The sequence below is a fragment of the Vibrio coralliilyticus genome (genome assembly GCF_024449095.1).
Taxonomy (GTDB): Bacteria; Pseudomonadota; Gammaproteobacteria; order Enterobacterales; family Vibrionaceae; genus Vibrio; species Vibrio coralliilyticus_A.
The window spans coordinates 1,817,824-1,831,335 of record NZ_CP024627.1; the positions used below are offsets into that span (position 1 = coordinate 1,817,824).

General features: G+C 44.4%; 10 protein-coding genes. 4 read left to right on the top strand and 6 right to left on the bottom strand.

Annotation, left to right across the window (positions count from 1 at the left end; genetic code table 11):
• Positions 1 to 47 precede the first annotated feature (47 nt).
• Positions 48 to 824 (bottom strand): MBL fold metallo-hydrolase, encoded by a 777-nt coding sequence (locus CTT30_RS08590; protein ID WP_252034714.1) that lies wholly within the window; start codon positions 822 to 824, stop codon positions 48 to 50.
• Between the two features lie 114 nt (positions 825 to 938).
• Positions 939 to 1,811 carry a DMT family transporter gene (locus tag CTT30_RS08595; protein ID WP_252036629.1) on the bottom strand — a complete coding sequence of 291 codons (873 nt, stop codon included), beginning with the start codon at positions 1,809 to 1,811 and terminating at the stop codon, positions 939 to 941.
• A gap of 470 nt (positions 1,812 to 2,281) precedes the next feature.
• On the opposite strand from CTT30_RS08595, the gene CTT30_RS08600 reads away from it, so the two are divergent.
• From CTT30_RS08600 to CTT30_RS08610, 3 genes are all read left to right on the top strand, one after another.
• Positions 2,282 to 2,677, top strand: a complete 396-nt coding sequence (locus CTT30_RS08600; protein WP_252034716.1) for an ImuA family protein — start codon at positions 2,282 to 2,284, stop codon at positions 2,675 to 2,677.
• A gap of 194 nt (positions 2,678 to 2,871) precedes the next feature.
• A complete protein-coding gene (locus tag CTT30_RS08605) occupies positions 2,872 to 3,975 on the top strand; it encodes a phosphoribosylaminoimidazolesuccinocarboxamide synthase (protein WP_252034718.1) in 1,104 nt (367 codons plus the stop codon).
• A gap of 186 nt (positions 3,976 to 4,161) precedes the next feature.
• Entirely contained in the window at positions 4,162 to 5,073 is a 912-nt protein-coding gene (locus CTT30_RS08610; RefSeq protein ID WP_252034720.1) for a LysR family transcriptional regulator, read from the top strand.
• Here CTT30_RS08610 and CTT30_RS08615 read toward each other — a convergent pair.
• The 4 genes from CTT30_RS08615 to gyrA form a co-directional block, all read right to left on the bottom strand.
• Positions 5,070 to 5,939, bottom strand: coding sequence for a YjjW family glycine radical enzyme activase (locus CTT30_RS08615; protein ID WP_252034722.1), 870 nt, complete (start codon positions 5,937 to 5,939; stop codon positions 5,070 to 5,072). The genes CTT30_RS08610 and CTT30_RS08615 overlap by 4 nt on opposite strands.
• Before the next feature lie 9 nt (positions 5,940 to 5,948).
• On the bottom strand, positions 5,949 to 7,490 hold the full coding sequence (locus tag CTT30_RS08620; RefSeq protein WP_252034724.1) for a YjjI family glycine radical enzyme: 1,542 nt from the start codon (positions 7,488 to 7,490) through the stop codon (positions 5,949 to 5,951).
• 151 nt (positions 7,491 to 7,641) lie between these two features.
• Positions 7,642 to 9,525, bottom strand: coding sequence for a methyl-accepting chemotaxis protein (locus CTT30_RS08625; RefSeq protein ID WP_252034726.1), 1,884 nt, complete (start codon positions 9,523 to 9,525; stop codon positions 7,642 to 7,644).
• Positions 9,526 to 9,833: 308 nt separating this feature from the next.
• Entirely contained in the window at positions 9,834 to 12,464 is a 2,631-nt protein-coding gene (gyrA, locus tag CTT30_RS08630; protein ID WP_239866211.1) for a DNA topoisomerase (ATP-hydrolyzing) subunit A, read from the bottom strand.
• A 287-nt stretch (positions 12,465 to 12,751) separates the two neighbouring features.
• Between gyrA and ubiG the strand changes: the two genes are divergently transcribed.
• Positions 12,752 to 13,459, top strand: coding sequence for a bifunctional 2-polyprenyl-6-hydroxyphenol methylase/3-demethylubiquinol 3-O-methyltransferase UbiG (gene ubiG / locus CTT30_RS08635; protein WP_239875984.1), 708 nt, complete (start codon positions 12,752 to 12,754; stop codon positions 13,457 to 13,459).
• The last annotated feature ends 53 nt before the right edge of the window (positions 13,460 to 13,512 follow it).

Genomic DNA, 13,512 nt, shown 5'->3' on the forward strand with positions numbered 1-13,512 from the left:
TTAGAGGTAAGTTGAGCCTTCTGCACTAAGTACTATACAGGGGATACTCAACGCTTTTTCTTCAATCCAAACGCCCAAATCGCCCCCAACAGTCCCCGTAATTTAACTTTGGTCGCTCTCCAATGAGTTGCAGGGGTGCGTGGAGCCACCTTGAGTAGGTGATCATAAGCGTTTTGGTCAAATTGGACTTGCCCACCATGGGCGAGTAACAAGGTTTGAGGCGCCATCTGGTATACACGATGTAAAGATTCACGGTATTTATTAGGATGAAAGATCGGGAATGGAGCAATCAAACGTTTTTTAACTTCTACCATTAAGTCCGCGACATAAAGAATATCTTGCTGCTCATGGTGAAGGGATAAATCGCGATCAGTATGACCTGGTGTTTCCAGTACTATCCAGTCTTCAAAACTGGGAATAGCTTGCCCGTCAGTAAGCATGATATCTGGGTGCAGGTGCCTCGAATACCATAATTTACGCTTAGGGCGTTTCATTCTTCCCGCAACCCAACCAGCTAACGCAAGATCCGTCCAGTGCATTAATACGCCATCCAATCCAGCATACCACTGCGCTTCCTTCTTAGCAGAAACGATTTTACATCCCGTCAGCTTCCTTAGTTTATGCGCCGCACCCGCATGATCTGGGTGCATATGAGTCACAACAACAACTTTCAATGTATGAAAAGGCTGCCCAATCGTTTCGGTGATGTAACGCTCTAAATAAGGGATGTCTGCCCTACTCGCTCCGTCCAGTAACATTAACTTATCCGGATATTCAGCGAGATACATTTTCTGAATATAACCATCAATAGTATGTAGCTTCATTTCACTGCCACTCTTAACAATGTATTTACATCTGCCAATGTAGCAACAAGCCTAAGAATAAACAGAGTGAGCGCTTATAGGTGTGAAGTCGGACCAGTTACTGAGTTATACGGATTAGCGTTTTAGCCTGAAAAGACGACCGTCTGTCCGATAGAAGAGCAGAGCAAGCAAAATAAGACAGCACCCTAATAACTTATTAGAAGATAGCTGCTCACCATACCAAAGGATACTCAAGATAACAGTCCATATAGGCTCAAGTAACATGATCAACGCGGCATTGCCCGGATTACTGTGCTTTTGACCCAGCGTCTGCATCACGTAACGCAGACTCGTCGCCAAAATAGCGCTAGCCGCAAACCATGCCCAAATACTCGAATTAACACTAACTGGAACAGTTTCAAATATTGCCGAAGCAACCAAAGCAATAATTCCAGTGGCAAAGAGTTGGAGACAAGTCAGCATCAGCACCGGCATACTTTGCGCTAAGCGACTATTTACATTGAAATGTAGCGCGAGCAAGCACGCATTAGCCAAAAACCACAATTGCCCAGCGGAACTGTTCCATTCCCCTTTGAGTGACAAAAATGCCAAGCCTGATACCGCAATCGGCATCGCAATCCAAAAAGCACGCTTTGGGCGTTCTTTATACAAAGCCCAAGCAACAATTGGCACAATGATCATAGATAGACTAACGATAAATGCGCCTTCCCCAAGGGTTTCACTAACGGCAATAGCGTGTACCCAAGCCAAAAGAGCCAAGGCAAGAATACAGCCACCACCCATTGCTTGAGCAAGTAGTCTGAGATTAAGTTGTTTGAATGATTTAAAACAGAACGGGAGTAAACACACAGAAGCAACCAAAAAGCGTAAGCCGACAAAGCCAAATGGTGGTAGCCCCTGAATCGTTTCTTTCGAAAAAATCCAGCCCAAACCGGCCAGTGCAGTGGTAACAACAAGAATCCAAGCAGCTTTGCTTTCTGAGTTCAACATAAATTCTCTTAATTATTATTCTGTTAATTCATGAATTTCCGATAGTCTCAGATTTATTCAACAATTACCAAGAAAAGTCTTATTACATTTTTTCAGTCAATAACATGCATCTTTAAACTATTCATAATACCTATCAGAACCGTCTATGAGACTAATGTTAGGCAGAATTAACGTGTATTTTCACCATTGCAGCACCGCAAGCAGACGACCTGACATTTAGAAAAACACTGTATAACACTGTATAACACTGTATAGAAAATGATGTTTCAGATCACACTTTCTCATCCTTCCCTTACATCTGGACTCCAGACCAAAAACAAAAAATACTCTTATAAAACAGGCATATAAAACAATCCAATCAAAAGAACAACGTTGTTAACGTACAAAAACACAGCAAATATTGCTTGATCAGTTCACCCAACCAAACTACTGTATACACATACAGCATGTATGTAAGGACAGTAACTATGTTTCAGATACACAGAACAAATCGCTCAGTTTCTAAATTCAATGTTTTGGCTCAACCTACTCAGCCAATGAACATTGCAGACTCGACACTCAGCCGTTTAGCAGGGCTGTCTAACAAGAAGCAATGGATACTGTTCACCGCTGAGTGTCCTCGACCAGACTATGATCAGTTTTCTTCATACAATGTCAGCTGTAAAAAAATCATTCAGATGAAGCCTTCACAGACCCAATCCGAATTTGAGATCGTAATGAAAGCAATCAAATCCGGTAACGCTAGCGCTGTTGTCGCATCAGATAACATTGAACCCGTAGAACAATCTATGCTCCGCGATTTAGCTGTTCAGCACCGCTGCGAAGTCTTCTTTGTTGCAAGTAAACTCTCTCGATTTCACTAATTACATTGCACTGCCTTCTGCCTCTCTTCATTGAGAGGCTTTTTGTTTTACGCTATTTTTAAGTTTCCGATAAGATTTAAAAGCAAACGTTTGCTTTTTCTCTGGAAGGTTCATCTAGTTCTGGTATCATGCCTTGCAAATTGATTGCCTCTCACGCGCAATCCCCCATTTTTGACAAAGATAGGAATGTCTAAATGAGTCTTGCTGATCAAGTTCTTGCTGTTAATGATGATCTTCCCATTCGTACCAACAAGCCAGTTCACAGTGGCAAAGTACGCTCTGTATACTGGTTAACAGAGGAAGACAGTAAACGCCTAATCAAAGAAAAAGGCTACGATGTTGCTGAAGATGCGCCGCTCGCCATCATGGTCATCAGCGATCGTATTTCTGCATTCGACTGCATCTGGCACGGACAGGGGGGACTGAAAGGTGTTCCCGGTAAAGGCGCTGCACTCAACGCGATCTCCAACCACTGGTTTAAACTCTTCAAAGAGAATGGCCTAGCTGACAGCCATATCTTAGATATCCCTCACCCCTTAGTGTGGATTGTGCAAAAAGCCAAACCTATCATGATTGAGGCCATTTGCCGACAGTACATCACAGGCTCAATGTGGCGCGCTTATGAGAAAGGTGAACGCGAGTTCTGTGGTATTGAGTTACCAGAAGGACTCGAAAAAGATAAGGCCCTCCCTCAATTGCTAATGACCCCGTCTACCAAGGGGATCTTAAAAGGTATTCCCGGCGTTCCTGAAGCAGATGACGTCAATATCACTCGCCAAGACATTGTTGATAACTTCGCTGCATTCAATTTTTCTAAAGCGGATGATATTGCCCAATATGAAAAGCTACTCCGTGAAGGTTTTGTGGTAATTAGTAATGCTCTAGCCGAAATAGAGCAAATCTTCGTCGACACTAAATTTGAATTTGGCTACGTACATGATGCGGCTGGAAATGAAAAGCTCATCTATATGGATGAAGTAGGCACACCAGATTCTTCACGCATTTGGGACGAACGCGAGTATGATGCTGGAAGGATCGTTGAAAACTCAAAAGAAGGTTTCCGTCAGTTTTTGCTTAATCATTTTCCTGACCCTGACATTCTCCTTAACAAAGAGCGTATGGATGAACGTGAAGCATTAGCTCGCGATAATGAGCTTCCACTAGAAGCTCTTATGGATATTTCCACGACTTATACCGAGATTGCAGAAAAAATCACAGGAAAACCAGTCAGAATGGGCAATAACCCCAAACAAGAAATCATCAAGGTACTGAGTGAAGAATACGGCTTGATCGACTAAATGGAATACGCCCAAACATAAGCTTGGGCGTATTTCTCAAAGGTTTGAGTTCCGATTAAATCTGGCACTTATTCATCTTTATCTCCTGTGTCATTACCTAGGTTCAAGAAGAAGTTTTGATCAAGCTCGTATCTAATTGGGGCCATCAAAGGTATAACTACTCCATCTTGTTTATTTGGCCTTTTCATGGATTACCTTGCCCTTTCTCGAATTAGCTTAAAGCACCTGACGGTATTACAAGTATTATTGAGCACACACAGTGTCAGTAGTACCGCCCAAATTTTATGTGTAACCCCTTCCAGCGTAAGTAAAACGCTCACTCAACTGCGAACACAGCTTAAGGATGAACTGTTTTATCGAGAGAAAACTTCGTTAGTTCCCACACCGTTTGCATTATCTATTGCCACAGACGTACATAAAATACTTGCTTGTATGAACGGGATCCTCCACCAAGGTGAATTCGAGCCTAAGAATTTTATCGGAACAATAGCGCTTTCGATGCGTGAGAGCACCTTCGAGCTATTTTCTGGGAGAATTACTGAGATCAACGCTCAGTTAACGTCAGCTAACATCCAGATTTTCGCCAAGGAGCAACTTAGCTTTGATGCCCTGCTGCGTGGACAAGTTGATTTTATGATTTTACCTCACGATATCAGCCAACCACCAACGAGAAGCCGAGACCTTGTCTGGGAACAGATTCAAGACGATGAAATGGTCTGCCTGATGAGTCCACAGCATCCTTTGGCTAACCAATCGCTGAACACTGAAGAATATCTCGCTTACCAGCACATTGGTATTTTAGATAAAGACCTCTCTACGCCGTACTTTGAACAAAACCTTACTCAGCAATACTCGTCGAGAAACATCGCCATCTCCGTCGCTGATTTTGGTTCTGCTGCAGTCATCTGCCATCAGACTGAGTTCTTACTTACCTGTTCAAAAATGTGGGCTGAGAAGTCATTGCAGGCACAGTCTCTGATCCAAAAGCCTCTGCCGTTTTCCTATGGGAAAGTGGCTTATAGCTTGGTCTGGAATCAAGCCAGCTCGAATGACCCGGCCCTAAAATGGCTGCATTCTCAACTGATTAAACCTATTTAGACATACACGCTAGGTAGCTGAATGTTTTGGTGAATCAGTGGCCGTAAAGCATCATGAAACTGCAACATTTGCGATTCAGTGCATTTCGGCCACTCTAACGCTTTACCCATTACTCCATGATGCTGAAACGCATTAAGCCGCACATTAACGCTATCAGGCAACGTATTAATAAGACGTGCTACTTCTGTGACTTCTTTGTCCAGATCGCTTCGGTTCGGGATATGGAGTAAGCGAAGCTCGTGCAATTTCTGCTTCTCAGCCAAATAACGTATTGATTGAACCACCTTGTGATTATCACGGCCAACCAACCAGTGATGTGTCTCTTCCTGCCATGACTTCAAGTCAATCATTGCGCCATCAAGATAAGGAAGCACTCGATCCCAGCCCGACTGACTTAAGTACCCATTACTGTCTATAAAGCACGTAAGATGGCTAAGTTCCGAATCGGCTTTGATGCATTTGAATAATTCTATGATGAAAGGTAACTGCATTGTTGCTTCGCCACCCGAGATCGTGATGCCGCTGATAAACCATTTTTGCTCATTTATCAGCTCAATGATTTCTGATACCGAGTAGTGACTTACTTTAGGGCTAGAACGATGTGTGCACACATCAATGCACTGATCGCAATGCGTACATTTACTCTCATCCCATACAACTTTCTGGTTCGTGTCGAACGACAGAGCATTTTCCGGACACCCTTCGACACAATCCCCACAGTGATTACAATAATTAATCGTATGGGGATTATGGCAGTTAATGCAGTTAAAATTGCACCCCTGTAGGAAAAGGACCAGTCGGTTACCTGGCCCATCCACGCACGAGAACTTGAGGATACGGCTAACGATGGCCTGCCTTTCGCTCATATGCTTACCCTATTTGTAAACAGGCTGACTTTCCATACTCACTACTCGTGGAGCCCGATCTAGGATCCCAGTATTGTTGGCGGCTTCTGCGCCAAGGAAAGTCGTATTCTTGCGCGACCCCTGATCTGAGAACTTCTCTATATCTGACAGTTTGATCATATAGCCAGTAACTCGCACCAAATCATTCGAAGCAACATTAGCCGTAAATTCCCTAAACCCTAGATTCAATGCTCCCTTACACAGATTAAACATGGCTTCTGGGTTTGATTTCACCGTTTCGTCTATTGTCAGAATGTCACTTATACCAGAGATGTAATGCTGATGGTGCTTTGCGGTCGCTTGCACATAAGCGACAGGGTCTGGCTCGGTGCCATATGGAATGCGAACCCCCGGAGTCACTCCTTCATCAAGGCTTATTCCCCCTTGAGCATGTAGAAGCGCCTTGCCTTCAAGGCCGTATTTCACCTCTGAACCTTGCACGATTTCAGCCAGTTTCTCAGAAATTAGGTGGCCTAGCTCGTTCGCTTCTAAATCGTGCCCATAGCAACCCTTTTCTCCCGACTTCTCCATAAGAAGATTAACCGCTTCAGCCATACCGTAGATGCCAAACATTGGCGCAAAACGCGCTTCGTCAATCAAACCTTCTTTGGTTAAGAAGCCTTTAAAGAAATTTGACTTCTCATGCAAATGTGAACTTCGTGAGTCCATCAGCTCAACCATTAATTCACTGTAATAAGGCAGCAGTTGATTGAGAAAGTCTTCAGTGTCTGATGCTAGGTTCGCCAACAGCTTAAGGTTCATTCTGACTAGAGTGTTCGACCCACCAGCCAAAGGCAGAGAATTGTAACAACTCACAATACCAAATCGCTTCTCGCCGTAGCTACTCGCGTGCATTGGATAGTTCGCAATATGAGGTTTACTGCACTCACAAATGTTACTGGTTGCCTGACGTAACAAGTCATCTGGTGTCACGTTCGGGTCATACATAAAGGTCAGATTTGGCGCGATTTGCTTGAGCTCAGCGTCTATCTTCAAGATCGTCCGACAAATAATATTATCCGAGGGGCCAATATTAACGTGCATAAAAGCATCAGGCAGAGTTCGATCTAGCATGATCCAAAATCGTTTGAGCTTCTGATAAATCGCCTGCTCACTTAATTCACCCACGTAAGGTAACAGTACATCATCAAGCTGGCCTAGATATACCGGGATATTGGTCACTGACGGCACATGATGATAAATGATGGTCAGCAAGTTGATTGCATCGTCAAAATCACTCGCAGGTTCAAGCTCTAAATACTCAGAGCCTTGCTGAAGAAACTTGGCATAATCAGGCAAGACATAGCGCGGTTTAAATGGTGCGTGACCTTCAAACATGTCGCAAACAATGCCTTCTTCCATTGCAAGACGGACAGGCTCTGAGACAGGCATATAAGGGAGGCTTGCCTCTGCTTCTAAGGCTAAGAATTGATTCTTCTGTTTAGGGTTTAATTTGGCATCAGTGACAATTTCTTGTACACGTTGTTGGAAAGAGTTGAGAGCTTCAGACATTGTCTATTCCTTATTGTTTTTAAGGATTTTAAACGTCTACTCTCCATGTCGACAATTGAAATATCTTTCAACCTTCTTTTCCATTTTGGAAATCAAAGCAAATAAAAAAAGACTCAGTAGCAACCGAGTCTTTTGTTTTTTAATTAGGCACTTAAAGCTTAAATCGACCAATTTCTTGTTCAAGCTCGTACGAAAGCTCTGAAAGCTGAGCGGCTTGAGCTGCAGCATCATGAGCTTCATCCGCAAGCTCATTTGATACGTCTCGGATACCCACTGTGTTACGTGTAATTTCAGACGTTACCGATGCTTGCTCTTCTGCTGCAGACGCAATCTGTGTGGCCATATCGCTGATTTGCTCAACCGCTGATTGAATTTGAGTTAAGCTGACCGCTGCTGAATCCGCGTCAGTCACACTGGTGTCTGCAAGCTGGCGGCTATCACCCATAATGCTTACCGCTTTGCCAGTGGTATTTTGGAGTGTTTCAATCATCTGTTGAATTTCTTGCGTCGAGGCATGTGTGCGCTGGCTTAGAACTCGAACTTCATCAGCAACGACTGCGAAACCACGACCTTGTTCACCAGCACGCGCCGCCTCAATCGCCGCATTCAGAGCAAGCAGGTTCGTTTGCTCAGCGATATCTTGGATGGTCGAAAGAATCGTACTGATGCTGTTACCGTGAGCTTCCAACTCTTGGATCACATCCGTTGCAACTTGAACTTCTTGTGCCAGATTCTGAATTGAAGACTGAGTCTGCACAACCTGCTTGCCACCATGAACACACGCCGTCACCGCCTCCGTTGAGTTTTGTGCGGTATTGTCTGCATTGCCTGCGATTTCTTGGGTTGCAGCGGCCATTTCATTAATCGCAGTCGCAACCATGTTAATTTCATCTTGCTGGAGACGAATACGTGCGCTGCGCTCTTCGGCGTGCTCTGCCGTCTGCTTAGCTTGTTCAGACAGTGACGCTGATACATGACTTAGCTTAGAGACCATGACATGCATATTGCCAACAAAGGTGTTGAAGTTCGTCGCTAGCTGGCCGACTTCATCATCGCTGCGTGGCTCAAGGCGCTGTGTGAGATCCCCTTCACCAGAGGCAATTTCTTCAAGTGCTTGAGAGACACGTCCAAGATCGCGGAACAAGAAACTCACTAGCCAAGACACAACAGCGATAACAACGATTGTGATAATCGTTGCCGTCAGCAGTAAGTTTTTCAGTAATGCGGTGTGCGCTGCTTCTTCTGTTTGACGGTCCATTTCAATAGCAAAAATCCACTGTGTGCCCGGAACCTTTTTGAAGAAGTAGAACTTTTCTTGCCCTTTACGTTCAATGATTTCCATGACACCAGAATTCGCCGCTTGCTCGATAGCATTCATGGTTAGCTTTTTAGATAGCGTATTCACCGGCTTCAGGGAAAGATCTTTGTTCGGGTGCGCGAGGAATGTACCGTTTTGCGTGTCAATCAACATCGCATAGGCATTTTCACCGGCATCTAAGTTGATAACGTCGTCGATCAGCTGGTCAATCAATACATCCGCACCAACAACACCCACCAATTGGCCATTACGACGAACGGGCTCGGCAATGGTCACTAAGAGTGCATTGGTAATCGCATCTTTATACGCTGTAGTTATGATCTGGCGACCAGATGCATTCGCATCTTTATACCAAGGGCGAACTCGCGGATCGTAGTCGGCACGGTTACGCTCAGGGTGAGAGCGGAACATCTCACCTTGTGGCGTACCTAGGAAAATATCGTCAAATCCGCCCGCTTTACGAGCTTGTTGAAGAAAAGGCACAACCTCTTGCTCTTGACTGTAATCATTGAACGCTTTGGCAATATCTTTACGAATGGCAATCCAGTCAGAAATTCCTTCCGAAGCAGCAGTCGCTAGACTCTCTGCTCGGGCATTAACGCCGTTACGAGTTTGTTGAAAAAGTTGGTCGGCAGAAAGCCAAGTAAGTGCACTCGCCATTAGCACAACGGCTAATAAGCTGGCACCGATGAGTTTTTGTTTCAGTGACAGTTTCATAATAGTTAATAATATTTGTGGAACAGACAGAGACTGCGAATTTTATAGACTATTTATCATTCATGCACGTAATATTATTGAAATATTATTTAGCTGTAACTGACTGTATTAACGCTATTTTTTTGGCGTCATACCTTTGTCACTAATAGTGTTACCAATAATTTATAAAAAGCCTATTTGCTCTCTAAGTTTGGCTGTATATTTTAAATAATGAGAGGTCCATTTCACCTTTACTATTGGTTACTTAACTAAAACTCTGGATATAAAAAAGCCGGGTCGCTGCCCGGCTTTGAAGATAATGTCAACGATTATTCTTGTTCGTCTGTATCCGTCTCTGAGGTTGATTCTGGTGCAGCTTGGGCCGTTTCCCCTTCCTGACCTTCCATTTCCTCACCTTCTGGTAAGTCCACTTCTTCAACTTCATCGATACGCTGCAGACCTACAACGTTCTCGTCTTCGGCAGTTCGGATAAGAGTGACACCTTGCGTATTACGACCTACTTGGCTCACTTCCGCAACACGTGTACGAACCAGAGTACCAGCGTCGGTGATCATCATCATCTCATCGCCTTCTTCTACTTGTACCGCTCCGACTACAGGACCATTACGCTCAGATACTTTGATGGACACAACACCTTGAGTCGCGCGGCCCTTCGTTGGGTATTCTGCAAGTTCTGTACGTTTACCGTAACCGTTTTGTGTCACAGTCAGAATATCACCTTCGTTCGAAGGAACAATCAGTGAAACCACCTGATCATCTTCGGCAAGCTTCATACCACGAACACCGGCAGCGGTACGACCCATAGCACGGACTTTGTCTTCGCTAAAGCGAACCACTTTACCTGCTTGAGAGAACAACATGATGTCACTATCACCGTTGGTGATATCAACACCAATGAGTGAATCATCTTCACGTAGGTTGACCGCAATCAGACCATTAGAACGTACGTTCGCAAACTGATCTAAAGACGTCTTCTTAACCGTTCCATCACCGGTGGCCATGAAGATGAACTTCTCTGGGCTAAATTCTGAAACAGGTAGAATCGCGGTAATACGTTCGCCTTCTTCAAGAGGAAGAATATTGACGATTGGCTTACCACGCGCAGTACGACTTGCTAACGGTAATTGGTAGACTTTCAGACGGTAAGTTTTACCGCGAGTCGAGAAACATAAGATGTTGTCGTGAGTATTCGCAACGAGAAGACGTTCGATATAATCTTCGTCTTTCATCTTAGTTGCACTCTTACCTTTACCACCACGACGCTGAGCCTCATAATCGCTTAGGATTTGGTACTTAACGTAACCTGCGTTCGAAAGGGTCACAACCACATCTTCGCGCGCAATCAGCTCTTCCATGTCAATGTCATGGCTTGCTGCTGTAATTTCAGTACGGCGTGCATCACCAAAACTGTCACGAACGGCTTCTAGCTCTTCACGGATGACTTCCATCAAACGCTCGGTGCTTGCAAGAATGTGCATTAGCTCTGCAATTTCATCTAGTAGCGCTTTGTACTCATCAAGAATCTTCTCGTGCTCAAGACCGGTCAATTTGTGTAGACGTAGGTCAAGAATTGCTTGCGCTTGCTGCTCAGTTAAGAAGTACTGACCATCACGAATACCATATTGGTCTTCTAGCCATTCAGGGCGAGCTGCATCGGTACCTGCTCGTTCAAGCATTGCTGCAACATTACCCAAATCCCATCCACGAGCAACAAGGCCAGCCTTCGCTTCTGCCGGTGTTGGCGCTTTACGGATAAGGTCAATGATCTCATCAATGTTGGCCAGTGCTAAAGCAAGACCTTCAAGGATGTGTGCACGCTCACGTGCTTTACGCAATTCATAGATAGTACGACGAGTCACCACTTCACGGCGGTGATCAACGAAGCACTTCAACATGTCTTTCAGATTGAATAGCTGCGGCTGACCATTGTTCAGCGCAACCATGTTGATGCCGAAAGTCGTTTGTAATTGAGTGTTAGCGTATAGGTTGTTTAGAACCACTTCACCTACCGCATCACGCTTACACTCGATAACAATTCGCATACCGTCTTTATCAGACTCGTCACGTAGTGCGCTGATGCCTTCAACTTTCTTATCTTTTACAAGCTCTGCGATCTTCTCAATCAAACGAGCTTTGTTCACTTGATATGGAATCTCGGTAACAATAATGGTCTCTTTGCCATTCTTGTCTGCTTCAACTTCCGCTTTAGATCGCATGTAAATTTTACCGCGACCAGTCTTGTACGCGTCTACGATGCCTTTACGGCCACTGATAAGCGCCGCAGTCGGGAAGTCAGGACCCGGAATGTAGTCCATAAGCTCATCAATAGTGATATCTTCATTATTGATGTATGCAAGGCAACCATCAATCACCTCAGTTAAATTGTGAGGCGGAATGTTGGTTGCCATACCTACTGCGATACCAGAAGCACCGTTAACCAGCAGGTTAGGAATTTTTGTCGGAAGAACCGCTGGGATTTGCTCTGTACCGTCATAGTTAGGTACATAATCAACGGTTTCTTTATCTAGGTCAGCCAGAAGCTCATGGGCGATCTTCGCCATGCGAACTTCGGTATAACGCATTGCCGCCGCTGAGTCACCATCAATGGAACCAAAGTTACCTTGGCCATCAACAAGCATATAACGTAATGAGAACGGCTGAGCCATACGTACGATAGTATCGTACACAGCGCTATCACCGTGCGGGTGATATTTACCGATTACGTCGCCAACAACACGGGCAGATTTTTTGTATGGTTTATTCCAGTCATTACCTAGCACATTCATCGCGAACAAAACGCGGCGGTGTACAGGCTTTAGGCCATCACGCACATCAGGAAGAGCACGACCAACGATAACGGACATCGCATAGTCAAGGTACGAACCACGAAGCTCATCTTCAATGTTTACGGGCGTGATCTCTTTAGCTAGATCGCTCATAGAGCCAATATCCCTCTATTTATAGATCGTATGTACAATACGTTTAAGGTGCAAAAATATAACACACAAATCAACAGTTCGGCATTACTTTCCCTCTCCTTTTATCAGGTTGTGAGCTTGGTTGTGAATCAAATGCTGAGAAATTGCACACTCTAGTTTTATCTTGCTGATTAATGGTTATATTTTCACCACCTCAAGAGAAAAGTGATCCTGTCTATGGAGTGTTGAGAGTTAGGAGTTATAATGCCTTCCAGTTTCAAGGAAGCCGGTTGCTAAGTAGAGTAGTTATGACCCAGTCACAAAATGTCGATCCAAACGAAATTAAGAAGTTTGAAGAAATGGCCTCTCGATGGTGGGATTTGGAGGGAGAATTCAAGCCACTCCATCAAATTAACCCGCTACGTCTCAATTACGTTCTGGATAATGCCGATGGTTTATTTGGCAAAACCGTCCTCGATGTTGGCTGTGGTGGAGGTATTCTTGCTGAGAGTATGGCGAAAGAAGGCGCAACAGTGACTGGACTTGATATGGGTAAAGAGCCGCTAGAGGTGGCTCGATTGCATGCACTGGAAACCGGTACTGAGCTGACTTATATTCAGAGTACAATTGAAGATCACGCTGATGCACACCCAGAAAAATATGATGTCGTGACTTGTATGGAAATGCTGGAGCACGTTCCAAACCCTCAGTCAGTCATCAGCGCATGTGCAGCTTTGGTTAAACCCGGCGGCCATGTCTTTTTCTCAACATTGAATCGCAATTTTAAATCGTACCTATTCGCTATCGTTGGCGCAGAAAAGCTATTGCGTATTGTTCCAGAAGGTACCCACGATCATGAGAAGTTTATCCGCCCAGCGGAGTTGATAAAAATGATTGACCATACCGACCTAACCGAAATGGGAATTACTGGATTACACTATAATCCCATCACGGATACCTATAAACTCGGTAACAAAGTTGACGTCAACTATATCGTTCATACGCAAAAGTTTTAATATTTAGACATACTATTCATGTGACTAACCTATAGAGAGCGGTGGTATATATA